Source organism: Variovorax sp. GW821-FHT06D12, from assembly GCF_059419205.1.
Genome location: NZ_JBWKRI010000005.1, coordinates 166,662 through 192,981, shown reverse-complemented (window position 1 = coordinate 192,981; position 26,320 = coordinate 166,662). Strand labels below are relative to the sequence as shown.

The 26,320-nt window shown below is 68.8% G+C and carries 23 protein-coding genes; 19 read left to right on the top strand and 4 right to left on the bottom strand.

The window, feature by feature from the left end; translation table 11 throughout:
- Positions 1-39 precede the first annotated feature (39 nt).
- From AC07SQ_RS17185 to ygiD, 5 genes are all read left to right on the top strand, one after another.
- Entirely contained in the window at positions 40-951 is a 912-nt protein-coding gene (locus tag AC07SQ_RS17185; protein ID WP_062472638.1) for an ABC transporter permease, read from the top strand.
- A 20-nt stretch (positions 952-971) separates the two neighbouring features.
- Positions 972-2,042 carry an ABC transporter ATP-binding protein gene (locus tag AC07SQ_RS17180; RefSeq protein ID WP_062472640.1) on the top strand — a complete coding sequence of 357 codons (1,071 nt, stop codon included), beginning with the start codon at positions 972-974 and terminating at the stop codon, positions 2,040-2,042.
- Positions 2,039-3,079, top strand: coding sequence for an ABC transporter ATP-binding protein (locus tag AC07SQ_RS17175; RefSeq protein WP_307638374.1), 1,041 nt, complete (start codon positions 2,039-2,041; stop codon positions 3,077-3,079). The genes AC07SQ_RS17180 and AC07SQ_RS17175 overlap by 4 nt, the downstream gene beginning before the upstream one ends.
- Positions 3,076-5,040 carry a glycosyltransferase family 2 protein gene (locus tag AC07SQ_RS17170; protein ID WP_495272411.1) on the top strand — a complete coding sequence of 655 codons (1,965 nt, stop codon included), beginning with the start codon at positions 3,076-3,078 and terminating at the stop codon, positions 5,038-5,040. Before AC07SQ_RS17175 ends, AC07SQ_RS17170 begins: the two co-directional genes overlap by 4 nt.
- Before the next feature lie 101 nt (positions 5,041-5,141).
- Entirely contained in the window at positions 5,142-6,047 is a 906-nt protein-coding gene (gene ygiD, locus AC07SQ_RS17165) for a 4,5-DOPA-extradiol-dioxygenase (protein ID WP_495272412.1), read from the top strand.
- A 25-nt stretch (positions 6,048-6,072) separates the two neighbouring features.
- Here ygiD and zwf read toward each other — a convergent pair whose 3' ends face one another.
- Positions 6,073-7,545 (bottom strand): glucose-6-phosphate dehydrogenase, encoded by a 1,473-nt coding sequence (gene zwf, locus AC07SQ_RS17160; protein WP_062472648.1) that lies wholly within the window; start codon positions 7,543-7,545, stop codon positions 6,073-6,075.
- A gap of 143 nt (positions 7,546-7,688) precedes the next feature.
- On the opposite strand from zwf, the gene AC07SQ_RS17155 reads away from it, so the two are divergent.
- Genes AC07SQ_RS17155 through AC07SQ_RS17140 form a run of 4 tightly spaced genes read left to right on the top strand, consistent with a single transcriptional unit; the run spans position 7,689 to position 12,685 of the window.
- Complete coding sequence (locus tag AC07SQ_RS17155; protein WP_062472650.1) at positions 7,689-8,699, top strand: ABC transporter substrate-binding protein; 1,011 nt, start codon at positions 7,689-7,691, stop codon at positions 8,697-8,699.
- Positions 8,700-10,973 (top strand): ABC transporter permease, encoded by a 2,274-nt coding sequence (locus tag AC07SQ_RS17150; RefSeq protein ID WP_495272413.1) that lies wholly within the window; start codon positions 8,700-8,702, stop codon positions 10,971-10,973. It begins immediately after the preceding gene.
- Positions 10,970-12,010, top strand: coding sequence for an ABC transporter ATP-binding protein (locus AC07SQ_RS17145; RefSeq protein WP_495272414.1), 1,041 nt, complete (start codon positions 10,970-10,972; stop codon positions 12,008-12,010). Before AC07SQ_RS17150 ends, AC07SQ_RS17145 begins: the two co-directional genes overlap by 4 nt.
- A 12-nt stretch (positions 12,011-12,022) precedes the next feature.
- Positions 12,023-12,685 carry an HAD family hydrolase gene (locus AC07SQ_RS17140; RefSeq protein ID WP_070059991.1) on the top strand — a complete coding sequence of 221 codons (663 nt, stop codon included), beginning with the start codon at positions 12,023-12,025 and terminating at the stop codon, positions 12,683-12,685.
- On the opposite strand, the gene AC07SQ_RS17135 is transcribed toward AC07SQ_RS17140, so the two are convergent.
- Positions 12,631-13,302 (bottom strand): lipocalin family protein, encoded by a 672-nt coding sequence (locus AC07SQ_RS17135; RefSeq protein ID WP_354345490.1) that lies wholly within the window; start codon positions 13,300-13,302, stop codon positions 12,631-12,633. The genes AC07SQ_RS17140 and AC07SQ_RS17135 overlap by 55 nt on opposite strands.
- 242 nt (positions 13,303-13,544) lie before the next feature.
- On the opposite strand from AC07SQ_RS17135, the gene tal reads away from it, so the two are divergent.
- From tal to AC07SQ_RS17120, 3 genes are all read left to right on the top strand, one after another.
- Positions 13,545-14,501 (top strand): transaldolase, encoded by a 957-nt coding sequence (tal, locus tag AC07SQ_RS17130; RefSeq protein WP_495272415.1) that lies wholly within the window; start codon positions 13,545-13,547, stop codon positions 14,499-14,501.
- A gap of 2 nt (positions 14,502-14,503) precedes the next feature.
- The gene (gene pgi, locus AC07SQ_RS17125) at positions 14,504-16,057 is read left to right on the top strand and encodes a glucose-6-phosphate isomerase (protein ID WP_139700956.1); all 1,554 of its coding nucleotides are present in this window, start codon (positions 14,504-14,506) and stop codon (positions 16,055-16,057) included.
- Between the two features lie 173 nt (positions 16,058-16,230).
- Entirely contained in the window at positions 16,231-16,563 is a 333-nt protein-coding gene (locus tag AC07SQ_RS17120; RefSeq protein WP_354345485.1) for a DUF805 domain-containing protein, read from the top strand.
- 58 nt (positions 16,564-16,621) lie between these two features.
- On the opposite strand, the gene AC07SQ_RS17115 is transcribed toward AC07SQ_RS17120, so the two are convergent.
- Complete coding sequence (locus tag AC07SQ_RS17115) at positions 16,622-17,686, bottom strand: 4-hydroxythreonine-4-phosphate dehydrogenase PdxA (protein ID WP_495272416.1); 1,065 nt, start codon at positions 17,684-17,686, stop codon at positions 16,622-16,624.
- Positions 17,687-17,729: 43 nt separating this feature from the next.
- On the bottom strand, positions 17,730-18,710 hold the full coding sequence (locus tag AC07SQ_RS17110) for a Bug family tripartite tricarboxylate transporter substrate binding protein (RefSeq protein WP_062472666.1): 981 nt from the start codon (positions 18,708-18,710) through the stop codon (positions 17,730-17,732).
- A gap of 93 nt (positions 18,711-18,803) precedes the next feature.
- On the opposite strand from AC07SQ_RS17110, the gene AC07SQ_RS17105 reads away from it, so the two are divergent.
- The 7 genes from AC07SQ_RS17105 to AC07SQ_RS17075 all read left to right on the top strand — a co-directional run bounded on the left by AC07SQ_RS17105 (position 18,804) and on the right by AC07SQ_RS17075 (position 26,296).
- A complete protein-coding gene (locus AC07SQ_RS17105) occupies positions 18,804-19,739 on the top strand; it encodes a LysR family transcriptional regulator (RefSeq protein WP_495272417.1) in 936 nt (311 codons plus the stop codon).
- Between the two features lie 182 nt (positions 19,740-19,921).
- Complete coding sequence (locus tag AC07SQ_RS17100; protein ID WP_062472668.1) at positions 19,922-21,232, top strand: ABC transporter substrate-binding protein; 1,311 nt, start codon at positions 19,922-19,924, stop codon at positions 21,230-21,232.
- 58 nt (positions 21,233-21,290) lie between these two features.
- Positions 21,291-22,148: a carbohydrate ABC transporter permease gene (locus tag AC07SQ_RS17095; RefSeq protein WP_070059984.1), complete on the top strand. Its 858-nt coding sequence runs from the start codon at positions 21,291-21,293 to the stop codon at positions 22,146-22,148.
- A 13-nt stretch (positions 22,149-22,161) separates the two neighbouring features.
- The gene (locus AC07SQ_RS17090; protein WP_013539656.1) at positions 22,162-22,986 is read left to right on the top strand and encodes a carbohydrate ABC transporter permease; all 825 of its coding nucleotides are present in this window, start codon (positions 22,162-22,164) and stop codon (positions 22,984-22,986) included.
- A gap of 17 nt (positions 22,987-23,003) precedes the next feature.
- Positions 23,004-24,041: an ABC transporter ATP-binding protein gene (locus tag AC07SQ_RS17085; RefSeq protein WP_070059983.1), complete on the top strand. Its 1,038-nt coding sequence runs from the start codon at positions 23,004-23,006 to the stop codon at positions 24,039-24,041.
- Between the two features lie 90 nt (positions 24,042-24,131).
- A complete protein-coding gene (gene dalD / locus AC07SQ_RS17080) occupies positions 24,132-25,511 on the top strand; it encodes a D-arabinitol 4-dehydrogenase (protein WP_495272500.1) in 1,380 nt (459 codons plus the stop codon).
- Positions 25,508-26,296: an L-iditol 2-dehydrogenase gene (locus AC07SQ_RS17075; protein WP_062472674.1), complete on the top strand. Its 789-nt coding sequence runs from the start codon at positions 25,508-25,510 to the stop codon at positions 26,294-26,296. The genes dalD and AC07SQ_RS17075 overlap by 4 nt, the downstream gene beginning before the upstream one ends.
- The last annotated feature ends 24 nt before the right edge of the window (positions 26,297-26,320 follow it).

The window sequence follows — 26,320 nt, the reverse complement described above, 5'->3', positions numbered from 1 at the left end:
TTGCCTCACGATGAAAAATAACCCCCACGCGGCCCGGCGATGAAAAAAACCCTTGCTCGCTGGCTCGACAGCGATGTCGGCTACAGCTTCCGCACCTCGCCGGTGGCGATTGCCGCCGCCGTCATTGCGCTGGTGTGCGTCTTCTGTTCGGTGTTCGCCGGATGGGTGTCGCCGCACAACCCCTTCGACCTCGCCACGCTTGAACTCGGCGACGCCCGCCTGCCGCCGGCGTGGAGCGCCGAAGGCTCCACCAAATACATCCTCGGCACCGACGACCAGGGCCGCGACATTCTGTCGGCCGTGATCTACGGCGCCCGCATCTCGCTGATCGTCGGCGTGGTGTCGGTGGTGCTGTCGGTGGCCGTCGGCGTGGTGCTCGGCCTGCTGGCCGGCTTCTTCGGCGGCTGGCTCGACTCCTTCCTCATGCGCGTGTGCGACGTGATGCTGTCGTTCCCGCCCATCCTGGTTGCGCTGCTCATCGCCGGCGTCGGCCGCGCGCTCTTTCCGGGCGCGCACGAGTCGCTGGCCTTCGGCGTGCTGATCATCTCGATCTCGCTCACGGGCTGGGTGCAGTACGCGCGCACCGTGCGTGGCTCCACGCTGGTGGAGCGCAACAAGGAGTACGTGCAGGCCGCGCGCGTCACCGGCGTGGCGCCGCTGCGCATCATGCTGCGCCACGTGCTGCCCAACGTGATGGGGCCGGTGATGGTGCTGGCCACCATCCAGGTCGCGACCGCGATCATCACCGAGGCCACGCTCTCGTTCCTGGGCGTCGGCGTGCCGCCGACCTCGCCCTCGCTGGGCACGCTCATCAGCATCGGCAACCAGTACCTGTTCTCGGGTGAATGGTGGATCACGGTGTTCCCGGGCCTGATGCTGGTGCTGATTGCACTCAGCGTGAACCTGCTCGGCGACTGGCTGCGCGACGCGCTCAATCCGCGCTTGCGCTGAACAGAAAAGGAGAACGCCTCATGACGCTGCTCCAGGTCAAAGACCTCGTCGTCGAATTTCCGAACCGCCGTGGCACGCTGCGCGCGCTCGACCGCATTTCCTTCGACATCGCGCCCGGGGAAATCCTCGGCGTGGTGGGCGAATCGGGCGCGGGCAAGTCGCTCACCGGCGCGGCCATCATCGGCCTGCTCGAACCGCCGGGCCGCGTGGCCGGCGGGGAGATCCTGCTCGAGGGCCAACGCATCGACAACCTCGGTTTCGATGCGATGCGCCCCATCCGCGGCCGCAAGATCGGCGCGATCTTCCAGGACCCGCTGACCTCGCTGAACCCGCTGTACACCGTGGGCCGCCAGCTCATCGAGACCATCCGCACCCACCTGCCCGTGACCGAGTCGGAAGCGCGCAAGCGCGCCATCGGCCTGCTGCAGGACACCGGCATTCCCGCCGCCGAACAGCGCATCGACCACTTTCCGCACCAGTTCTCGGGCGGCATGCGCCAGCGCGTGGTGATTGCCCTGGCGCTCGCGGCCGAGCCCAAGCTCATCGTGGCCGACGAGCCGACCACCGCGCTCGACGTGTCGATCCAGGCGCAGATCATCCAGCTGCTCAAGCAGGTCTGCAAGGAACGTGGTGCGGCAGTGATGCTCATCACGCACGACATGGGCGTGATCGCCGAAACCTGCGACCGCGTGGCCGTGATGTATGCCGGCCGCATCGCCGAGATCGGCCCGGTGCACGAGGTGATCCACCAGCCCGCGCATCCCTACACCTCGGGCCTGATGGCGTCGATCCCCGACATGACGAGCGACCGCGAACGGCTCAACCAGATCGACGGCGCCATGCCGCGGCTCAATGCCATCCCGACCGGTTGCGCCTACAACCCGCGCTGCCCGCGCACCTTCGCACGCTGCCTGACTGAACGGCCCGAGCTGATGCACGCGGGCGCCACGCGCGCCTCCTGCTGGCTGCACGACGCCGCCGACCCGCATGCGGGGCAGGCCGAGATCGCCGCGCAGCACCACGACGCCCTGGCGGCCGGCGAGCGCGCCACGCCCGAGGCGGCCGAGCCCCTGGCAGAGGTGACCCGATGAGCGCCGTGATCGAACCCCGCAAGGACGCCGCAGCGGCAAAGACCGGCGAGCCGCTCGTGGTCGCGCACGACCTCGCGCGCACCTTCGACGTCTCGCCGCCCTGGCTCAACCGCGTGCTCGAACGCAAGCCGCGCGTGCTGCTGCATGCGGTCGACGGCGTGAGCTTTTCCATCGAGCGCGGCAAGACGCTCGCGCTGGTCGGCGAATCGGGCTGCGGCAAGAGCACGGTCGCGCGACTGCTGGTCGGCCTGTATGCGCCCACGCGCGGCGGCCTGCAGTTCGACGGGCAGGACGCGCACGCCGCGTTCAAGACGCCCGAAGGCCGTCAGCTGCGCCGCCGCATCCAGATGATCTTCCAGGACCCCTACGCGAGCCTCAACCCGCGCTGGATCGTCGAGGACATCATCGGCGAGCCGCTGCGCGAGCACGGCATCCTGAGCGACAAGGACGCGCTGCGCCAGCGTGTGGGCGAGCTGCTGCAGTCGGTCGGCCTCTCGCCGCTGGACATGAGCAAGTACCCGCACCAGTTCTCGGGCGGCCAGCGCCAGCGCATCTCCATCGCGCGCGCGCTCGCCACGCAGCCCGAGTTCCTCGTGTGCGACGAGCCCACTTCGGCGCTCGACGTGAGCGTGCAGGCGCAGGTGCTCAACATCATGAAGGACCTGCAGCGCGAGCAGGGCCTGACGTACCTGTTCATCTCGCACAACCTCGCCGTGGTGCGCCACGTGGCCGACCAGGTCGGCGTGATGTACCTGGGCCGGCTGGTCGAGGTGGCGGACAAGCAGAAGCTCTTCGCCGAGCCGCAGCATCCGTACACCCGCATGCTGCTCGACGCGATCCCGCAGATGAAGCACACCGGCCGTGCGCGCACGCCGGTGCAAGGCGAAGTGCCGAACCCGCTGAACCCGCCGACCGGTTGCGCCTTTCATCCGCGCTGCCCGCATGCGAATGCGCGCTGCTCGACCGAGCGGCCGCAGTTGCTGAGCCTGAAGGGCGTGCAGGTGGCCTGCCATGCGGTGGAGGAAGGCCGTTTGTGAGTGAAGGCGGCAGCCCGCAGGGCTGGCCGGCGGACTTTCCGTACCGGCCGCACCTGCGCTTCTGCTCGCTGGGCAACGAGAACGTGCGGGAGGTGATGGAGGGCTTTCGCCTCGCCTGCGAACGCCTCGGCTACACCACGCGCATCGCGCCGGGCCCGGGTGTCGACAACGACGACATCAACCTCTTCTTTTTCGCGATGGGCCTGAGCCTGCCCTCGGACGACGAGCTGCCGCCGAACGCGATCGTCGCCAACTTCGAGCCGGCCCTGCCCGCGTTGCTCGCGGAGATGCCCGGCTACCAACGGCTGCTGCAGCGTGTCCATGTGTGGGAGTACAGCCTCGAGAACATGGTGCACCACCCGGCGCTGGGCATCCATCGGTCGGATTACGTGGGGCCGGGCTTCGAGCCGCTGGCCACGCCGATGCTGCCGGAGTCCGAAGTGCTGGACGACGCACAGCAGGACATCGACGTCATCTTCTTCGGCGAGACGACGCCCCGGCGGCTGCAGGTGCTGGAGGCGCTGACGGCCGCCGGACTGCGGGTGGCCTACCCCTTCGGCACCGCCTGGACGCCGGCGCAGCGCGACGCCTTGCTGCCGCGCGCCAAGGTCGGGCTGAACATGCGCAAGGCCGACCACTCCAGCACCGTGGAGCTGCCGCGCCTGTCGATCCTGTTGCGGCACCGCAAGGCCGTGGTGTCGGAGCTGTATCCGCATTCCGAGATTCCGAAGGTGCTGCGCGACGCGGTCGAAGGGTGCGCGAAGGACGAACTGTTCGATCGCGTGCGCGCGCTGGTGGCCGATGCGCCGCGGCGGCGCGCACTGGAAGTCGCGGGGCCGCGGGCGCTGCAATCCTTGCCGCCGCAGCATGAGGTGCTGGCGGGGGCGATGCAGCGTTATCTCGCGGCGGCCCGGCAGCGATGGGTGGCCCAACAAGCACTGAGCACGGCTGAGCCCGCCTCGCAGGTGGCCGTCCTGATGGTGACGCGAGACGGCGAAGCCGATGTCGCGGAGGCCCTCGCATCGATCGCCGAGCAAAGCCTCGCACCGCACCAGATCATCGTGGTGGACGACGGCTCCACCGACGCCACCGTCGACGTGATTCGCGCGCGCATGGCCGCCGACCCTCGGCTGGCCGGGCTGCTGCTGTTGCAGGCACCCGTCCCGATGGGCTGGGCAGCGGCTGCGCAGTGGGGGTTGATGCAGGCGCGCGGCGACACGCTGGCGCTGTGGGCACCGACCGTGCGCTGTGCGCCCGAGCGCCTGCAGGTGCAGTCCGCGTTCCTGCGGGCGTCGCCGGAGATCGGCGCGGTCGGTGCCTGGTACACCCGCGATGGCGAAGCGGAGCCGCCGCCGACGCAGCGCCTGCCGGAGATGCACGACCAGATCCTGGCCGCGTTGCTGGCCCACTTGCCGCACGAACAGCCGCTGCTGATGGGCGTCCTGATGCTGTCGCTGCCGCGCATCCAGCAACGCGGGCTCGGCTTCGACGCCACGCTCGACCGGTTCGCATGGCTGGGCCTGTTGCTGGAACTGGTGCGCGGCGGTGCGCGGCTGGCCAACCTCGGCATGAGCCTGAGCCATCTGATGACCGGCCACGCCAAGGGACTCGTGGAAACCGATGTGACGGCGCTGACCCGTGTGCGAGAGCGTCTGCTGCCCCTGGTCTTCCCCGAAGTGCCGTCCGCCGAGGCGCAGCGGCTGGCCCGGCTCTACGGCCAGCAATGGGCGCCCGATGCCGACGATGCCACGGCGCTGCTGCGCGACATGGCGAGCGCCTGCGCGCGGCAGGGCGACGTCCACGCGACCACCGTGCTGCGCGGTGAGAGCCTGCGCGTGCTGGCGGTGTATGTGGAGAACGGGCGACTGGCGCCGGGCTACCTCGACACGCTGATGCGCGAGCCCTTGCTGCGCGATTTCCTGGCGCCGCTGGGCGAGCGCCTGCGTGCATTCGTGCCGTGAACCATGGTGCTTGCGACGGGCGGTGTGCGTAAACGCACTTTCCAAGCCCTCACTCTGTTGCACAGTCTTGGGTTGGCCCCGAATCCACACCCCCCGACACGATGACCTCCACCCCGATGACCCGCCTGCTCGGCCGCCGCGGCTTTCTCATGGGCTCGGCGCTGGGCGCGACCGCCGCGCTCGCGTCGATGACCGAGATCGCACACGCGGCCGGCGCTCAACCCGCGCGCCGCATGCCCGTCATCTTCATTGGCCACGGCTCGCCGATGAATGCGCTGGCGGACAACGCCTTCACGCGCCGCCTCGCCGCCTGGGGCCGCGAGCTGCCGCGCCCCACGGCGATCCTCAGCGTGTCGGCGCACTGGCTCAGCCAGGGCGCGACCGGGGTCACAGTGCAGACGCGGCCCAAGACGATCCACGACTTCGGCGGCTTTCCGCAGGCGCTGTTCGACATCGAGTACCCAGCGGCCGGTCATCCCGCACTGGCGCGCGCAACGATCGGCGCCGTCAAGCAAACGCCGGTGATCGCCACCGAGCAGTGGGGGCTGGACCACGGCACCTGGACCGTGCTGAAGCACCTGTACCCGAAGGCCGACGTGCCGGTCTTCCAGCTCAGCATCGACTACGACAAGCCGGCGGCGTTCCACCATGCGGTGGGGCGCGACCTGGCGGCCTTGCGCGACCAAGGCGTGCTCGTGATGGGCAGCGGCAACGTGGTGCACAACCTGCGCGCCACCGACCGCGGCACGCCCGATGGGCTCAAGGCCAGCCGCCCGTGGGCGCAGTCCTTCGACGAGGCGGTGAAGGCCGCGCTGGCCGGTCGGGACGACCGCGCGCTGATCGGCTACGAAAAGCTCGAAGGGGCGTCGACTGCCGTGGCCACGCCGGACCATTACTTCCCCTTCCTGTATGCCCTGGGCGCTGCGGCGCCGGGCGAGCGTGCGAAGACGGTCTACGAAGGCTTCCAGTCGGGCACGCTCAGCATGCGCTGCCTTCAGTTCGGCTGAACGAAGGCCGCGCAGCCTTGCTGCGTTACTGCTCCTCGCCCCAGGCGAAGCCGTCGCGCGCGATCATGGCGCTCGAGGCGCTGGGGCCCCAGGTGCCGGCCGCATAGGGGCGCGGGCCGCCATCGGACTCCCACGAATCGATGAGTGGCTCGACCCAGCGCCAGGCTTCTTCCTGCTCGTCGCTGCGCACGAACAGGTTGAGGCGCCCGTCGATCACGTCGAGCAGCAGGCGTTCGTAGGCGCCCACGCGCTCGGCGCCGAAGCGCTTGTCGAAGTCCAGGTCGAGCTGCACCGGCGCCAGTTGGGCGGCGCTGGCGTGGCCGTTGCCGCCGCGCTGGCGGTTGTCCTGCGCCTGCGCGAGCATGTGCAGTTCCAGGCCGTCCTTCGGCTGCAGGTTGATCACCAGCTTGTTCACGTTGCCCGCCGGTGCGCGGTAGATGGCGTGCGGCGTGGGGCGGAAGTTGACCTCGATGCGCGCGTCGCGCGAGGCCAGCCGCTTGCCGGTGCGGATGTAGAAGGGCACGCCGGCCCAGCGCCAGTTGGCGATCTCGGTGCGCAGCGCCACGAAGGTCTCGGTGCGGCTGTCGGGGTTCACGCCCGGCTCGTCGCGGTAGCCCTGCACCCGCTCGCCGTAGGCCGTGCCGGCCGTGTACTGGCCGCGCACCGCGTGCAGGCCCAGGCTCTCGGGCGTCCAGGGCTTGAGGGCGCGCAGCACCTTGAGCTTTTCGTCGCGGATGGCGTCGGCGTGCGCGTTGATGGGCGGCTCCATGGCCACGGCGCACAGCAGCTGCAGCGCGTGGTTCTGCACCATGTCGCGCAGCGCGCCGGTCTGGTCGTAGAAGGCGCCGCGCTTTTCCACGCCCAGGTCCTCGGCCATGGTGATCTGGATGTTGGCGATGTGCTCGCGGCGCCAGATGGGTTCGAAGAGGGCATTGCCAAAGCGCATCGCGAACAGGTTCTGCACCGAGGGCTTGCCCAGGTAGTGGTCGATGCGAAAGACCTGCTTTTCCTCGAGCACCTTGCCCACCGCGGCGTTGATGGCGCGGTTGGAGGCCAGGTCGTGGCCCAGCGGCTTTTCGAGCACGACGCGGGTGCGCGGGCCGTTGAGCCCGGCGGCGGCGATCTGCTCGACCACCTGCGTGAAGAGCGCGGGTGCCGTGGCCACGTACATCACGACCGTCTTGGCGTCGCGCTGCTTGAGCAGGTCGGCCAGGCTGGCGTAGTCGGCGGGCTTGGACAGGTCCATGCGCAGGTAGTGCAGCATGGACGCGAACTTCTTGAACTCCTCGGGGGAGGGGCGCTTGGCGCCTTCGACGGCGCTGAAGCGCGACTGGATCAGCTCGCGGTACTGGTCGTCCGACAGGTCGTCGCGCGCCACCCCGACGATGCGCCCGTCCTGCGGCAGGCTGCCGTGCCTGAAGGCCTGGAACAGCGCGGGCATCAGCTTGCGCCACGCAAGGTCGCCAGTACCGCCGAACAGAACGAGATCGAAGCTCATGAGAAAACTTTCCTTTGTCTGAATGCCGAGCAGGCAACGTGCCAGTCGCGATGGTACTTGTACCGATTCGGCACACCTGTACTAAAGCTACGCTGTCCCATGGCCGCGAGGCCTTTTTTTATTGCCGAGGCAGGGGAATACCAATGAAGAAGCTTTTCACGGCAGCCGCGCTGCTGGGTCTGTCGGCCGCCGCGTCGGCGCAGACCGTCAACGTCATCTGCTCGGTGCAGGCCGAGTGGTGCAACGTGATCTCCACCGTCTACGCCCGCACCACGGGCGTGCGCATCAACATGGCGCTCAAGGGCTCGGGCGAGGCGCTGGCCCAGCTCATCGCCGAGAAGGACAACCCCAAGACCGACGTCTGGTTCGGCGGCACGGGCGACCCGCACCTGCAGGCGGCCGAGCAGGGGCTCACGCTCGAATACAAGTCGCCCACGCTCACGCAGCTGCATCCCTGGGCGCAGCAGCAGGCCAAGCAGTCGGGCTACAAGACCGTGGGCATCTACTCGGGCCCGCTGGGCTTCGGCTACAACCCCGAGCTGCTGGCCAAGAAAAAGCTGCCCGTGCCCAAGACCTGGGCCGACCTGCTCAAGCCCGAGTACAAGGGCGACATCCAGGTGGCCAACCCCGCATCGAGCGGCACGGCCTACACCATGATCGCCACGCTGGTGCAGCTCATGGGCGAGGACAAGGCCTTCGACTACCTCAAGGCGCTGCACAAGAACGTGGGCCAGTACACCCGCTCGGGCACCGGCCCGATCAAGGCGGTGGCGCGCGGCGAAACCGCGATCTCCATCAGCTTTGTGCACGACGGCCCGGGCGAGAAGATGCAGGGCTTCCCGGTCGAAACCATCACGCCCAGCGACGGCACCGGCGCCGAGATCGGCTCCATGAGCGTCATCAAGGGCGCGCGCAACCTCGATGCGGCCAAGAAGTTCTACGAATGGGCGCTCACGCCCGCCGCGCAGGAGCTGGGCGCCGCCAACAAGCAGTTCCAGCTGCCCAGCAATGCGAGCGCCAAGCTCGACCCGCGCATTCCTGACTTCAAGAAGATCAAGTTCATCAACTACGACTACGCCAAGTACGGCGCCAGCGCCGAGCGCCGCCGCCTGATCGCGCGCTGGGAAAAAGACGTCAACTCGCTGCCGCGCTAAGTGCAGGCGCGTTCCAACGAAGGCGCGCCGGCCAACCCGGCGTCCCTGGCCGCCGCCCGGCGCGCGCGGCGATGGATCTGGGCCTGGGTCGCGCTGGGCCTGGCGGCCTACCTCGTGCTGCCCTGGTATGCGATCCAGGATGCGACCTGGTACGAAGCCGTTCCGCAGGTCTTCGGGCAGGCGGAAGGCGCCAACGGCCTGATGCAGGCGGCCACGCAGGGCCGCAGCTGGCTCTTCATCGGGCTGGCCGGGCTGCTGCTGTGCGCCGTCGGCGCGGCCTTGCCGGCCGGCAAGGCGCAGGGGCGCTGGCTGCTGGCGGGCGGCGCGATCGGCGCCATCGGCTTGGCCGTGGCGGGCTTCACCATCGGCGCGCGCGGCTGGAGCGTCGCGGCGTTCAACACCCAGTTCGGCGAGCTGGCCGTCAACCAGTTCGGCATCGGCGCGGGCGGCTTCGTGGCGCTCACGGCGCTGGTGCTGCTGGCGGCCTTCGGCATGGCGCGGCTCGGCCTGTTCAAGGGCGACCTGTTCGTGTCTGCCTCGGTGGTCGGCTGCGGCGTGCTGATGGCGCTGTTCATCGCCTACCCGGTGAGCCGGGCGCTGTCGGGCGCCTTCTTCAACGAAGACGGGCAGTGGTCGATCACGGCCTTCGCGGCGCGCGTGTTCACCGAGCGCATCTGGGGCCTGGGTTGCCTGGCGGGCGGCGTGCGCTGCGGCGTGGCGTGGAACACGCTGGTGCTGGCGCTGCTCACCGCGGGCGGCACCACCTTCCTGGGCACGCTGATGGCGCTGATGGCCGAGCGCGGCAGCCGGCGCGGGCAGGGCGCGTTGCGCGTGCTGGCGCTGCTGCCGATCATCACGCCGCCGTTCGTGGTCGGCCTGGGCCTCATCTTGCTGTTCGGCCGTGCGGGCATCGTCAACCAGGTGCTCGAAAACGTGTTCGGCATCGAGCCCACGCGCTGGTTCTACGGCATGCCGGGTGTGCTGGTGGCGCAGCTCTTTGCCTTCACGCCCATCGCCTTCATGATCATGCGCGGCGTGGTGCAGGGCATCGCGCCCAGCCTGGAAGAGGCCGCGCAGATGCTGCGCGCCGACCGGCGCCGCGCGTTTTTCACCGTGACGCTGCCGCTGCTCAAGCCCGGGCTGGCCAACGCCTTCCTGGTCGGCTTCATCGAGAGCATTGCCGACTTCGGCAACCCGGTGGTGGTGGGCGGCCAGTTCTCGGTGCTGTCGACCGACATCTTCTTTGCCATCGTCGGCGCGCAGTACGACCAGGGCCGCGCCGCGTCGCTGGCCTGGGTGCTCACGCTGTTCGCGCTCGGCGTGTTCGCGCTGCAGCGCGGCCTCTTGGGCAAGCAGAACTACACGACCGTGAGCGGCAAGGGCGACGCCGGCATCGCGATGGCGCTGCCCGACGGCGTGCGCCGCACCATCCAGTGCATCGCGCTGCCGTGGATCGCCTTCACCGCCGTGGTCTACCTGTTCGCCTTCGCGGGCGGCTTCGTGCAGACCTGGGGCCGCGACTACAGCTTCACGCTCAACCACTTCAAGAGCGCCTTCGCGCTGGAGTGGGGCCAGTTCGGGCTGGTGTGGGCCGGCACGGCGTGGAACTCGCTGATCACCACGCTCAAGCTGGCCGGCATCTCGGCGCCGATCACCGCAGCGCTGGGCCTGCTCATTGCCTGGCTGCTGGCGCGCAACGAGTTCAAGGGGCAGGGCGCCTTCGAGTTCGGCGCGCTGCTGGCCTTTGCGATCCCGGGCACGGTGCTCGGCGTGAGCTACATCCTGGCCTTCAACGTGCCGCCGTTCGAGCTCACGGGCACGGGGCTCATCATCGTGCTGTGCTTCATGTTCCGCAATTTGCCGGTGGGCGTGCGGGCCGGCACGGCGGCCTTCAAGCAACTCGACCGCTCGCTCGACGAGGCCTCGCTGATGCTGCGCGCATCCACGTCGCAGACGCTGTTCAAGGTGGTGCTGCCGCTGCTCAAGCCGGCGCTGGTGGCCGCGCTGGTCTACAGCTTCGTGCGCGCCATGACGACGGTGAGCGCCGTGATCTTCCTGGTCACGGCGGAGAACGAACTGGCCACCACCTACATCATCGGCCGCGTCGGCAATGGCGACTACGGCATCGCGCTCGCCTACTGCACGGTGCTCATGGTGCTGATGTCGCTGGCCATTGCGCTGGTGCAGTTCGTGGTCGGAGAGCGCAAGTTGGGAAGACGCGGGGCCACGCCCAATCACCAAGGGCATCACAAAATGGAAAGCCTCTCCGTATGAACGGTATCGAATTCCGCAACGTCACCAAGCGCTACGGCACGGACAAGAACGGCCCGATGGCCGTCAAGGGCATCAGCTTCGAGGTGCCCGTGGGCACGCTCACCACCATCCTCGGCCCCTCGGGCTGCGGCAAGACGACCACGCTGCGCATGATCGCGGGGCTCGAATCGTCGACCTCGGGCTCGATCTTCATGGGCGGGCGCGACGTCACCACGCTCGGGCCGGGCGAGCGCAACGTGAGCATGATGTTCCAGAGCTACGCGCTGTTCCCGCACATGAACGTGATCGAGAACGTGGGCTACGGCCTGCGCATGAGCGGCGTGAAGAAGGACGAAGCCACGGTACGGGCGCGCGAGGCGCTCCGGGGCGTGGGTCTGGTCGGCTTCGACGAGCGCCTGCCCAGCGAGCTGTCGGGCGGCCAGCAGCAGCGCGTGGCCCTGGCGCGCGCGCTGGTGCTCGAACCGGCGGTGCTGCTGTTCGACGAGCCGCTGTCCAACCTCGACGCCCGCCTGCGGCGCGAGATGCGCGAGGAAATCCGCTCGCTGCAGCAGCGCCTGAAGCTCACCGTGGCCTACGTGACGCACGACCAGAGCGAAGCGCTGGCCGTGAGCGACCAGATCATCGTCATGGACCACGGCGTGATCGCCCAGCGCGGCACGCCCGAGCAGCTTTATGGCCGCCCCGAGAGCGAGTTCGTCGCCGGCTTCATGGGCGAGGCGATGGTGTTCCCGGCCGTGGCGCAGGCCGACGGCAGCGTCACGCTCGGCCCGCTGCGGCTGCAGCCGCGCTACGCGGTGGCGCCCGGCACGGTGAAGGTGGCGGTGCGGCCCGAGGCCTGGGACATCGGCGCGCTCGACGGCCTGCCGGCCACGCTGCGCAAGTCGGCGTACCTGGGCAGCTTCTATGAATACGGCTTCGACACCCCGCTGGGGCCGGTCTTCGTGGTCTCGACCGACCTGTCGCGCCCGCTGGCGGCCGGCACGCAGACCACCCTGTCGCTCGGAACCCATGGCGTGAGCGTGGTGCCCGGCGCATGAAACAATGGCGCCATGAACGTGGTTTTCGATCTTGGCGCCGTGCTGTTCGCCTGGGAGCCGGCACGGCTGGTCCAGGCCCATCTCCCCTCTCACGCCCCCACTGACGCCGCCGCCGCGGCCCTGGGCCGGGCCCTTTTCCATCACGACGACTGGACCGGCTTCGACTGCGGCACCCGCACGCTGGACGATGCCATCGCCCGCATGTCGGCGCGGCTGGCGCTGCCGGCCGAGTCGCTGCACGCCATGCTCGACGGCCTGGGGGAGCGGCTTGCGCCGATCGACGTCACGGTCGCGATGCTCGAAGAGCTGCTCGTGCAGCGCGACGCCGGCGAGCCGCTGCGCCTGTACTACCTGTCGAACATGCCCGTGCCGTTCGCCCGCGCCCTCGAGCGCCGGCACGCCTTCATGCGGCGCTTCGACGGCGGCGTGTTCTCGGGCGACGTGAAGTTTCTCAAGCCCGAGCGCGAGATCTACGAGCTGCTGGCCATGCGCCACGGCCTCGACCCCGAGCAGACGGTGTTCATCGACGACTCGGCCGCCAACGTCGAGATGGCCCGCGCCTTCGGCTGGCACGCCATCCATTGCACCGCGCCCGACAAGCTGCCGGCGCAGCTGCAGCGCTACCTGCCGGTGAGCACCACCTTGTCGGTGTCGAACCCCAGGCTGCGGGCGTAGTCCAGCTCGGCCTGCAGCGCGTCGTCCTCCAGGCGAGGCGCGCGCGACAGCACCCAAAGGTACTCACGGTCGGGCGTGCCGACCAGCGCCACCTGGTAGTCGCGGTCGAGTTTCAAAATCCAGTAGTCGCCCCACACCAGCGGCAGCCAGCCCATCCAGGCGGGGGCGAAGCGCACCTGCAGCCGTCCCGCGCCGGGCTGGCCGGCCACGGGCACCACGCGCGCGCTGCCGATGGCCTCGTCGAAGTTGCCGTCGTCGCGCACGCAGCGGTTGCGCACCTGCACGGTGCCGTCGGGCTGCGGCGTGTACTCGGCGCTCACCGGGCCCGCGCACTGTTTCTGGAAGCGGTTGGGCAGCCGCGCCTGTTCGTGCCAGACGCCGGCGTAGCGGTGCAGGTCGACCGGCGCCACCACCTGCAGCGGCGCGCGCATCAGCGGGGCGCCGTCGGCCGGGCCGGCGGGCCGGGCACGGGCCGTGCGTGCGGCGCCCAGCGCGTACCAGGTGGCCACGCCGCCCACGACGAAGGCGGTGGCCATGGTGCCGATCGCGTGGCTGGTGCGGCGGTCGTCGAAGGCGCGACCGGCGGCGGTCGCGGGGCGTGGGGGGCGAGGGGTCATGAGGGCTCCTGGGGAAAGTCGTTCTCGGCGTGGATGCCGCATCCCGTTCAGGGTGCCCCCGGCTGCGGCCGGCTGCCGTCAGCCGGGGACCACAGCCCCTGTAGGGCAGGGCGGCCGACAACCCTTCGCGCTGCAGGCCGATGGAGCTTCGCGAAAATCCGTGCTACGGTTCGCATGAAAACATCGACCGCCGCGCAACTGCGTGCAGGACTTGTCACACCCCTCCCCGGATAATTGATTTCATGAACCAACTCGATGCACTCCGCCAGTGGACCACCGTGGTTGCCGACACCGGCGACTTCAAGCAGCTCAGCATTTCCAAGCCGCAGGACGCGACCACCAACCCGTCGCTGATCCTCAAGGCCGTGCAGAAGGCCGAGTACCGGCCGCTGCTCGATGAAACCGTGAAGGCCCACGCCGGCAAGCCGCTCGACGAGGTCATCGACCGCCTGCTGGTGCGCTTCGGCACCGAAATCCTCTCCATCATCCCGGGCCGCGTGTCCACCGAAGTCGACGCCCGCCTGTCGTTCGACACCGCCGCCACCGTGGCCCGCGGCGAGCGCATCGTGGCGCTGTACAAGGCCGAAGGCATCGACACCGAGAAGCGCCTGCTGATCAAGGTCGCCTCCACCTGGGAAGGCATCGAGGCCGCGCGCCTGCTCGAGCAGAAGGGCATCCGCACCAACCTCACGCTGCTGTTCTCGTTCGCGCAGGCCGTGGCCTGCGGCGCGGCCGGCGTGCAGCTCATCTCGCCCTTCGTGGGCCGCATCTACGACTGGTACAAGAAGTCGGCCGGTGCGAAGTGGGACGAAGCCGCCAGCGCGGGCGCCAACGACCCGGGCGTGAAGTCGGTGCGCGAAATCTTCAACTACTACAAGCAGCAGGGCATCAAGACCGAGGTCATGGGCGCGAGCTTCCGCAACGTGGGGCAGATCCAGGCGCTCGCTGGCTGCGACCTGCTGACCATCAGCCCCGAGCTGCTGGCCGAACTGGCCGCGAGCAACGAGCCGCTCACGCACGCGCTCGACGCCAAGGCTGCCGCGAGCGGCACGGCCGAGAAGGTGAGCTACGACGAAGCCGGCTTCCGCTTCGCGCTCAACGAAGACGCCATGGCCACCGAGAAGCTCTCCGAGGGCATCCGCGCCTTCGCGGCCGACGCCGTGAAGCTCGAAAAGCTCATGCAGGAAAGCGGCAAGTAAACATGACCATGACCCTGCGCTGTGACCGCGCGCCGGCCTGGGCGCAACTGCAGTCCAGCTTCGACACGGCCGGTCGCCAGTTCGACCTTCGCCATGCCTTCGTGGAGGACGCCGGGCGCTTCGCGCGCTTCAGCCAGGAGGCGCCGCACGTTTTCGCCGACCTGTCGAAGAACCTGATCGACGCGCGCACCGAGGCGCTGCTGTTCACGCTGGCGCGCGAATGCGGCCTCGAAGCCCACCGCGACGCCATGTTCGCGGGCGCGCACATCAACAACACCGAAGACCGCGCCGTGCTGCACACGCTGCTGCGCGCGCCGGCCGACGCGGCCACCGGCCGCCAGACGGCCCACGAGCTGCGCGAAGTGCACGCCACGCTCGACGCCATGCTGGCCTACGCCGAGAAGGTGCGCAGCGACCACACGATCACCGACGTGGTCAACATCGGCATCGGCGGCTCCGACCTCGGCCCGCAAATGGCGGTGCTGGCGCTCGCGGAGTTCGTGGCGCCGGGCAAGCGCTTTCACTTCGTCTCGAACGTCGACGGCCACGAACTGGCGGGCGTGCTCAAGGGCCTGGCGCCCGAGCACACGCTGTTCCTGGTCGCCTCCAAGACCTTCACCACGGCCGAGACGATGACCAACGCGCTCTCGGCCAAGCGCTGGTACGAACAGTCGGGTGGCACCGACATCGCCGGCCACTTCGCCGCGCTCACCACCAACGTCGAGGCCGCGAAGCAGTTCGGCATCGACACCACCTTCGGCTTCTGGGACTGGGTGGGCGGGCGTTACTCGCTGTGGTCGGCCATCGGCCTGCCGATCGCGCTGGCCATCGGCGCCGACGGCTTTCGCCGGCTGCTGGCGGGTGCGCATGCGATGGACGAGCACTTCCGCACCGCGCCGCTCGAGCAGAACCTGCCTGTGCGGCTGGGCCTGCTCGATGTCTGGTACCGCAACTTCCACCGCTTCACGAGCCGCAGCATCGCGCCGTACCACAGCGCCCTGAAGCGCGTGCCGGCCTACCTGCAGCAGCTCGAGATGGAGAGCAACGGCAAGCAGGTCGATGCGAGCGGCGCGCCGCTGGCCTTCGGCACCTCGCCCGTGCTCTGGGGCGAACCCGGCACCAACGGCCAGCACGCCTACTTCCAGATGCTGCACCAGGGCACCGACGTGATCCCGCTCGAGTTCATGGCGGTGCGCGACGCCTCGCACGACCTCGACGGCCACCACCCCAAGCTGCTGGCCAACGCGCTTGCACAGGCGCAGGCGCTGATGGTCGGCAAGCTCGACGAGGGCGGCCACAAGAACTTCCCGGGCAACCGGCCGAGCACCTTCTTCGTGTTCGAGAAGCTCACGCCCGAAGCGCTGGGTGCCTTCCTCGCGATGTACGAGCACCGCGTGTTCACCAGCGGCGCGCTGTGGGGCATCAACAGCTTCGACCAGTGGGGCGTGGAACTCGGCAAGGTGCTGGCGCGCGACATCGAACCGCGCCTGGCCTCGGGCGATGTCTCGGGGCTCGATGCCTCCACGGCCGGCCTGCTGCAGCGGCTGAGCACCTGACGGCGCACGTCACTGTAAGCCTCGCAAGCCTTGGCCAAAGGCTCTATCCACTAGGCCTTTAGGCCATTGGTTTGCAGCGCGCTGGCCGGTTTGGCCGAGTTTGTCGTTGCACAGTGCGCCGATATGATGGCCCCGGGGAAATTTCCCTGGGATTCATCAAGAGGAGCGAGTCAATGGACTTTCAAACAGCGGTCAAGACGTGCATCGCCAAATACACCGATTTCACGGGTCGTGCGTCGCGTTCCGAGTTCTGGTGGTTTTTTCTGGCCCAGTTCGGCGTGCTCGTCGTGACGGGCCTGATCCATGAGTACGTGTACTTCATTGCAGCGCTGGCCCTGCTTCTGCCCGCCCTCGCGGTGGGCGTGCGCCGCCTGCACGACATCGGCAAGAGCGGCTGGTTCTTGCTGCTGTCGATCATCCCGCTGATCAATCTCGTGCTGATCTATTTCTTCGTTCAGCCGACGCAGCCGGAGAGCAACGCCTACGGCGAACCGCCGAGCGCCTGAGCTTTTTTCCTTCGAAGGGCCGCACACGCGGCCCTTTTTCTTTGGGGCGCCAGGCGGCTCAGGCCACTGCCGCCTCGACGGATGCAGGTGCAGCCGGCGCGCCGCTTGCCATCCGCACGCACAGGTCGAAGGCCTGCTGCAGCCCTTCGATCTGCGCCACGCCCTGGCCGGCGATGTCGAAGGCGCTGCCGCTGGCCGATGTGGCCACGGGCACGGGCAGGCCGCCGTGCAAGGTCACGCCCTGTTCGAAGCCCATGAGCTTCATCGCGATCTGGCCCTGGTCGTGGTACATCGACACCACCGCGTCCACGTCGCCGCGCCGTGCGCCGATGAACACGGTGTCGGGCGAGAACGGGCCGCGCGCGTCGTGGCCTTCGGCGCGCAGCTGTTCGATGGCGGGCGCGATGATCTCGATCTCTTCCATGCCGATCGAGCCGCCGTCGCCCGCGTGCGGGTTGAGCCCGGTCACGGCGATGCGCGGCTGGGCCACGCCGGCGCGGCCCAGCGCCGACGCGATGATCTTCACGGCGTCGCGCACGCCTTCCACCGTGATGTGCCGCGCCACGTCCTTCAACGGAATGTGCGAGGTCACGCGCGAGGTCCACAGCGAGCCGGTGAGGTTGAACTCGCAGACGAAGCCCGTGACCGCGAAGCGCTCCTGCATGTAGCGCAGTTCGTCCTCGTGCACGAGGCCGCCCAGGCGCAGCGAATGCTTGTTGAGCGGCGCGAAGAGGATCGCGTCGGCCTGGCCGTTTCGCACGGCCTGCGTGGCCAGCTCCAGCGCTTCGAACGAGGCCCGGCCCGAGCGCTCGTTCGACTCGCCGAGCACCGGTTCCTCGCCCGCCATCCAGTCGCGCACGAGGAGGCTCGGGCGGCCGTCCTCGAAGCGCAGGCTGTCGAGGGTGTTCACCTGCAGCGGGGCCAGCTTCGCGCCCGCCACGCGCTCGCCCGAGGCCAGCACGACGGGGTCGGCGATCAGCAGCACGCGCGCGGCGTCGAGGTTGCGCTGGCGCGCGAGCAGCTTCACGGCCATCTCGGGGCCGACGCCGCTGGGGTCGCCCAGCAGCACGGCGATGCGGGGTTTGGCGGAGGTCACGCGCGGGGTTGTCGAGGGGGTAGACATGGTCGGCAATGGAGGTGGGGAAAAAGAGAAAGAAGGGACGGCTTCACTCGGCCTTGATGCGCGCATCGCGCACGAGCCGGCCGTAGTGGTCGAACTCCTGCCGGTTCATCGCCGCGAAGGGTTCGCCGGTCAGCGTGCCGGGCTCGCCGCCCAGGGCCTTGATGCGCGACTGCACGTCCGCCAGGCCCATCGTGCGCGTGAGTTCGGCGCTCAGCCGTTCGACCGCCGGGCGCGGCGTGCCGGCCGTCACGTACAGGCCGTACCAGGTCGACACATCGGCGCCCTTGACGCCTTGCTCGGCCAGCGTGGGCACGTCGGGCAGCTCGGGCGAGCGCTGCGGCGCGCTCACGGCCAGCGCGCGGAACTTGCCGGCGCGGATCTGGCCCATGGCCGAGGAGGTGCTGTCGAACATCATCTCGACCTCGCCCGAGATGATGTCGATGTGCGCCTGCGAGCTGCCCTTGTAGGGCACGTGGATCGAGGTCATGCCCGTGGCCAGGTTGAAGGCTTCGCCGCCCACGTGCTGCGTGCTGCCGATGCCCGACGATGCGTACTTGAAGCCGCCGGGCTTCGCGGCCATCGCGGCCAGCAGGTCCTTCACCGACTTGTAGGGCGAGCTGGCCGACACCACCAGCACGTTGGGCATCACGGCCACGAGGCCGATGGGTTGCAGGTCTTTCAGCGGGTCGTACTTGAGCTTGAGGATGTGCGGCGCCACGGCCTGCGCCGTGTTGGTGGCCAGCAGCAGCGTGGCACCGTCGGCCGGCGCGCGGGCCGTGAGTTCGCCGGCGATGGTGTTCGATGCGCCGGGGCGGTTTTCCACCGTGACGGGCTGCTTGAGCACGGGCGCGAACTTGTCGGCCAGCACGCGCGCGAGGATGTCGGTGCCGCCGCCGGGCGAGGCGCCGACCAGGATGCGCAGCGGCTTGTCGGGGTAGGCCGGCTGCGCACCCGCGTTCAGGCAGGCGGCCAGCGCCAGCAGCGCCACCAGGCCGGCACCGCGGGCCAGGGGAAAGAGGGTCATCGCGTCGTCTCCTGCTTGTTGTGGGCCCGAGCCTACGGAGCTTCTGGCGCGCGATCCAATCGAAAAAGGCCGAAGCTCCATATACTTTTGTGCATGAAACCCGGCCTCACCGACGCTTCGCTGATGCTGCATGTGAGGCCGCGCCAGCTGCTCCTGCTGGCCCGGCTCGATGCGCACCGCCACCTCGGCCGCGCGGCCGAGGCCATGAACATCAGCCAGCCCGCGGCCACCAAGCTGCTGCAGCAGCTGGAGGAGTCGCTGGGCGAACAGCTCTTCGAGCGCCTGGCGCGCGGCATGGCGCCCACGCCCTACGGCGAGATCCTGATCCGCTACGCCCACCGCGTGCTCAGCGACTTCGGCACCGCGCGCGAGGAAATGCTCGCGCTGCGCTCCGGCCTGAGCGGTGCGCTGCGCGTGGGCAGCGTGCCGGGCGCGGTGCCCGAGCTGCTGGCGCCGGCGCTGGTGGCGTACCACCTGCGCCATCCGCAGGTGGCCGTGTCGGTGGTGGTGGAGACCAGCGACCTGATGCAGGCGCAGCTGGAGCAGGGCGACGTCGACCTCGTGCTGGGCCGCCTCACCGACGGCCACGACGAGGCCAAGTACGCGAGCGTGCCGCTCCTGGGCGAGTCGCAGGTGGTCGTGGTGCGCGCGGCGCACCCGGTGTTCGAGCGCACGGCCACGGTCACGCTCGCCGAGATGGCGAGCTGGTCGTGGGTGCTGCAGCCGCCGGGCTCGCCGCAGCGCGGGCGCTTCGAGGCGGCGATGCGCGAGGCGGGCATCCAGGCGCGGCTGGACATCATCGAAACGGCATCGCCCATCGCGATCACGGCGCTGCTGGAGAACTCCGACATGGCCGCCGTCATGCCGGCCTCGCAGGCCAACCATTACGGCCGGCTGGGCGTGCTGCGCACGGTGCCGGTCGAGCTGCCCGTGCGCGTGCCACCGATCTGCCTCATCACCCGCGAGGACCGCCCGCTGTCGCCGGCGGCGGCGCAGTTCCGGCGCCAGCTGCTGGGCGGACACGCGTGACGGGCGAGAACTTCAGTCGGGCAGTTTTCCATCCTGAATTGCGTTAACTAGGGATTTCACTAGCCAACTGGTGCATGAGAGTACTGGTGGTGACCTTCGAAATACCAAAACTGCAAGCGCGTTTCTCCAGAATCCGGGCACGGCGACCACGTATCAGGGCGTCGCTCACCCAAGGAGACAACATGAAGCGCTTTCTGAAAGCGGGCCTCGCCCTCGCACTCATCGGCACGGGCCTTGTGTCCCACGCCGCCACCGAACTCGTGATCGCGACCGTCAACAACGGCCACATGATCGAGATGCAGAAGCTCACGCCCTTCTTCGAAAAGGCGAACCCCGACATCAAGCTCAAGTGGGTCACGCTCGAAGAAGGCACGCTGCGCCAGCGCGTGACCACCGACATCGCCACCAAGGGCGGCCAGTTCGACGTGATGACCATCGGCCTGTACGAAGCGCCGATCTGGTCGAAGAAGGGCTGGCTGCAGCCCATCGCCACCGATGCCGCCTACGACGCCGACGACCTGCTGCCCGCCATCCGCGCCGGCCTGTCGCACGAAGGCAAGCTGTACGCCGCGCCCTTCTACGGCGAGAGCTCGATGCTCATGTACCGCAAGGACCTGGCCGACAAGGTCGGCTTCAAGATGCCCGAGCAGCCCACCTGGGCGCAGGTGAAGGAGCTGGCCGGCAAGATCCATGACCCCAAGGGCGGCCTGTACGGCATGTGCCTGCGCGGCAAGCCGGGCTGGGGAGACAACATGGCCTTCCTGACCACGCTGGTCAACACCAACGGCGGCCAGTGGTTCGACATGCAGTGGAAGCCGCAGATCGACACCAAGCCCTGGAAGGACGCGATCGGCTTCTACGTCGACCTGATGAAGGCCTACGGCCCGCCGGGCGCCTCGGCCAACAGCTTCAACGAGAACCTGGCGCTGTTCAACGAAGGCAAGTGCGGCATGTGGGTGGACGCGACCATCGCGGCCTCGTTCATCAGCGACCCCAAGCAGTCGAAGGTGGCCGACAAGGTGGCCTTCGCGCAGGCACCCGTCGCCGTGACACCCAAGGGCGCCAACTGGCTGTGGACCTGGAACCTGGCCATTCCCGCCAGCTCGACCAAGGGCGCCGCGGCGCAGACCTTCGTGAAGTGGGCGACCTCCAAGGAGTACGTCAACCTCGTCGCCAAGGAACACGGCTGGGGCACGGTGCCCACCGGCACGCGCAAGTCGACCTACGCGAACCCCGAGTTCCAGAAGGTCGCCAAGTTCGCCGCCGCCGAGAAGAAGGCCATCGACAGCGCCAACCTCAGCGACAGCACCTTGCCCAAGTCGCCGTACGTCGGCGTGCAGTACGCGGCCATTCCCGAGTTCCAGGCCATCGGCGTGGCGGTGGGCCAGCAGATGAGCGCGGCGCTGTCGGGCAAGGTCACGGTCGACCAGGCGCTGAAGACCTCGCAGCTCGCAGCCGAGCGCGAGATGAAGAAAGCGGGCTACTACAAGTAAGCCGCGCTTCTTCCCCTCTCCCCGCGGGGAGAGGGCCGCAGCCTGAGAGGAACAGACCATGAAAAGACTCCTGCCCCGCGCCCTCATGGCGCCCGCCGTGCTCACGCTCTTCCTGTGGATGATCGTGCCGCTGCTGATGACGTTGTACTTCTCGTTCGTGAACTACAACCTCATGCAGCCCGGCGAACGCACGTTCGCGGGCATCGAGAACTTTCACTACTTCGTCACCGACCCCGACTTCTGGCCGGCCACGTGGAACACGCTGCTGCTCATCGGCAGCGTGATCGTCATCACGGTGGTGTTCGGCGTGCTGCTCGCGCTCCTGGTGAACGAACCCTTCCCGGGCCGCGGCATCGTGCGCGTGCTGCTGATCTCGCCGTTCTTCGTCATGCCCGCAGTCAACGCGCTGCTGTGGAAGCACATGATGATGAACCCCATCTACGGCATCCTGGCCGACGTGTGGCGCTTCTTCGGCGCGCAGCCGGTCGACTGGCTCACCGACGTGCCGCTGTTCTCCGTGATCATCATGGTGGCGTGGCAGTGGCTGCCTTTCGCCTGCCTGATCTTCATCACCTCGCTGCAGTCGCTCGACCGCGAACAGATGGAAGCGGCGCGCATGGACGGCGCCAGTTCATTTCAGCGCTTCTTCTATCTCACCATTCCGCACCTGGGCCGCCCGATGGCCGTGGTGATCATGATCGAGATGATCTTCCTGCTCAGCGTGTTCGCCGAGATCGCCATCACCACCAATGGCGGCCCGGGCAACGAGAGCACGAACATGACCTACATGATCTTCAAGCAGTCGCTCATGAACTTCGACGTGGGCGTGGCCTCCGCGGGTGCGCTGTTCGCGGTGGTGCTGGCCAACATCGTGGCCGTGTTCCTCATCCGCATCATCGGCAAGAACCTGGACTGAAGAAGGAACGACCATGCAACCCAGCAACTTCCTTCCCCAGCTGCTGCGCACCGTCGGTGCGTGGGCCGTGGCACTGCTTCTGTTCTTCCCGCTCGGCTGGCTGTTCCTCACGGCCTTCAAGACGGAGCTGCAGGCGATCCACGTGCCGCCGCTGTTCATCTTCGAACCCACGCTCGACAACTTCGGCGAAGTGCAGCGCCGCAGCGACTACCTGCTGTACGCGCGCAACTCGCTCATCACCAGCCTGGGATCGACCATCCTGGGCCTGCTGATCGCCGCGCCCGCCGCGTACTCGATGGCGTTCTTTCGCACGAAGAAGACGCGCGACATCCTCATGTGGATGCTCTCCACCAAGATGATGCCGGCCGTCGGTGCGCTGGTGCCGATCTACGTGCTCGCGCAGACCGCGGGCATGCTGGACTCGCTCACCGCGCTCACCATCGTGTTCACGCTGTCGAACCTGCCGATCATGGTGTGGATGCTCTACAGCGCCTACAAGGACATTCCGAACGAGATCCTCGAAGCCGCGCGCATGGACGGCGCGAGCCTGTGGACCGAGTTCCGCCATGTCGTGATGCCGCTGTCGGTCGGTGGGCTCGCATCGACCGGCCTGCTGTGCCTGGTGCTGAGCTGGAACGAGGCCTTCTGGGCGCTCAACCTCACCTCCGCCAAGGCCGGCACGTTGGCCACGCTCATCGCCTCGTACTCCAGCCCCGAGGGCCTGTTCTGGGCCAAGTTGTCGGCCGCGTCGCTGATGGCCATCGCGCCCATCGTCGTGTTCGGCTGGTTCAGCCAGAAGCAACTGGTGCAAGGCCTGACCTTCGGCGCCGTCAAGTAAAGAAAGGGAGACATCTCATGGCCTACCTCGAACTCAAGAACATCAAGAAGAGCTTTGGCGACGTCCACATCATCAAGGGCGTCGACCTGCAGATCCAGAAGGGCGAGTTCATCGTCTTCGTCGGGCCCTCGGGCTGCGGCAAGTCGACGCTGCTGCGGCTGATCGCGGGGCTCGAACCCATCACCAGCGGCAACCTGCTGCTCGACAGCAAGGACATCACCTGGACGCCTTCGGGCAAGCGCGACCTGGCGATGGTGTTCCAGAGCTACGCGCTGTACCCGCACATGAGCGTGTACGACAACATGTCCTTCGCGCTGAAGCTCGCGGGCGTGGCCAAGGACGAGATCAAGACCAAGGTCGAGTACGCGGCCAAGACGCTGAACCTCACGCAGTACCTGGACCGCACGCCGAAAGATTTGTCGGGCGGCCAGCGCCAGCGCGTGGCCATCGGGCGCGCGATCGTGCGTGCGCCCAAGGTGTTCCTCTTCGACGAGCCGCTGTCGAACCTCGATGCGGCGCTGCGCGGCAACACCCGCGTCGAGATCCACAAGCTGCACCGCGCGCTCGGCGCCACCACCATCTACGTCACGCACGACCAGGTCGAGGCCATGACGCTGGCCGACCGCGTGGTGGTGCTGAAGGACGGGCTCATCGAGCAGGTCGGCACGCCGCTGGAGCTGTACGACCGCCCCGCCAACCAGTTCGTCGCACAGTTCATCGGCATGCCGTCGATGAACATGGTGGCGGCGAGCGCCATCCCGAGTTTTTCCGCCGCCACCGGCGGGCGCCTGCCGAGCGACGGCTTCCTGGGCGTGCGCCCCGAAGGCCTGCGCGTGCATCCGAAGCAGGGCGCGGCCGCCGGCGTGCCGGGCCGCGTCGAGCTCATCGAGGCGCTGGGCGCCGACACGCTGATCCACGTGGACGTGGGCGGCGTGCCGCTCATCGCGCGCCAGAACGAACGCACGCCGCTGCAGGCCGGCGACGACGTGGCGGTCGAACTCGACCCGTCCGTGCTGCACCTGTTCAGCCGCGAAGGCCGCGCCGTCGCCGCCTGATCCGACGCCCCTCACTTTCAACGGACCTTCCCCGTGACCCTCGCAGCAGCGGGCCTCGTGCCCACCCCACCGGCGCCTTCGGAATTCACGGTGCTTCACCTCGGCCTCGGCTCGTTCCATCGCGCCCACCAGGCCGTCTACCTGCAGCGGCTGATCGATGCGGGCGACACCCGCTGGTCGCTGTCGGGCGCCAACATCCGGCCCGACATGGCCGAGGTCGTCGCGGCGTTGCAGGCCCAGGGCGGGCGCTACACGCTCGAGACGGTGTCGCCGGCCGGTGAGTACCGCTACGAGCAGATCGAGGCGATCCGCGAGGTGCTGCCGTACGAGCCCTCGCTGGCCCCGGTGATCGCACGCGGCGCCGCGCCGTCCACGCGCATCGTCTCCTTCACCGTGACCGAGGCGGGCTACTACCTCGACACCAAGGGCAAGCTCGACCTGTCGTTCACCGACCTCGCGGCCGACATCGAACGCGCGCGGCGCGGCGAGGCCGGCGAGACGATCTACGGCGCGGTCTGCGCGATCCTGCGGGCACGGCGCGCCGCGCAGGCGGGCCCCGTGACGCTGCTGAACTGCGACAACCTGCGCCACAACGGCGACCGCTTTCGCGCGGGCCTGCTCGAGTTCATCGCGCGCGTCGGCGACGCGCCGCTGCAGGCCTGGGTCGATGCCAACACCCGCTGCCCGAACGCGATGGTCGACCGCATCACGCCGCGCCCGCCGCCCGAGCTGCGCGCGCGCGTGCGCGCCGCCACGGGCCGCGACGATGGCGCGGCGGTCACGGGCGAGAGCTTCATCCAGTGGGTGATCGAAGACGACTTCATCGCCGGCCGGCCCGACTGGGGGCGCGTCGGCGTCGAGCTGGTCGACTCGGTGCAGCCGTATGAGGAAGCCAAGATCCGCATCCTCAACGCCACGCACAGCTGCATCGCCTGGGCCGGCACGCTGGCGGGGCTGGGCTTCATCCACGAAGGCACGCACGACGCGGCCATTCGCCGCATGGCCTTCGACTACGTGACCGACGACGTCATCCCGTGCCTGAGCCCCAGCCCGATCGACCTGGCGGCCTACCGCGACGTGGTGCTCGACCGCTTCGGCAACCCCGCGATCCGCGACACCAACCAGCGCGTGGCGGCCGACGGCTTCTCGAAGATCCCGGGCTTCATCGCGCCGACCGTGCGCGAGCGCCTGGCAGCCGGGCAGGGCATCGACAGCGTGGCGATGCTGCCCGCGCTGTTCCTCGCGTTCCTGCAGCGCTGGCACCGGGGCACGCTGCCCTATGCCTACCAGGACCAGAGCATGGACGACGCCGCCGCGCACGCCATCTGCGACGCAGCCGACCCCGTGGCGGCGCTGTGCGCCGATGCCGGGCTGTGGGGCAGCCTCGCGGGCGATGCGCGGCTGGTCGATGCGGTGCGCCGTGCCGGCGAGCGCGTGGCGCGCTTCATCGAAGAGAAGGCCGCGCCATGAGTGGCCGGCTGCAGGACCGCCATGTGCTGCTGACCGGTGCCGGCGGCGGCATCGGCCTGGCGGTCGCCGAGGCCTGCATCGCCGAGGGCGCGCGCTGCAGCGTGATCGACCGCGCGACCGCCGCGCCCGAGGCCGTGCGCGCGCTGCAGCAAGCCCATCCCGACGCGCTCGCCTACATCGCGGCCGACGTGACCGACACGCAGGCCATCGCGCACATGCTGGCCGAGGCGCAGGTCGCCTTCGGCCCCGTCCACACGCTGTTCAACAACGCCGCCGTGTTCGACCTCGCGCCGCTGCTCGACAGCGACGAGGCCTCGTTCGACAAGCTCTTTGCCGTCAACGTGAAGGGCATGTTCTTCGTGATGCAGGCCGTGCTGCGCCACATGGTCGAGGCCGGCACGCCGGGCGCGTCGGTCATCAACATGGCCTCGCAGGCCGGGCGCCGCGGCGAGGCGCTGGTGTCGCACTACTGCGCGACCAAGGCGGCCGTCATCAGCTACACGCAGAGCGCCGCACTGGCCATGGCGCCGCACGGCATCCGCGTCAACGGCATCGCCCCCGGTGTGGTCGACACGCCGATGTGGGACCATGTCGACAGCCTGTTCGCCAAGGCCGAGGGGCTGGCGCCGGGCGAGAAGAAGCGGCGTGTCGGCCTCGCCGTGCCGCTCGGGCGCATGGGCGTGCCGGGCGACATTGCCGGGGCGGCGGTGTTTCTCGCCAGCGACGAGGCGCGCTACATCACGGCGCAGACCCTCAATGTCGACGGCGGCAATGTCATGAGTTGAACCCCACCTTCCTTCCGCATTTCC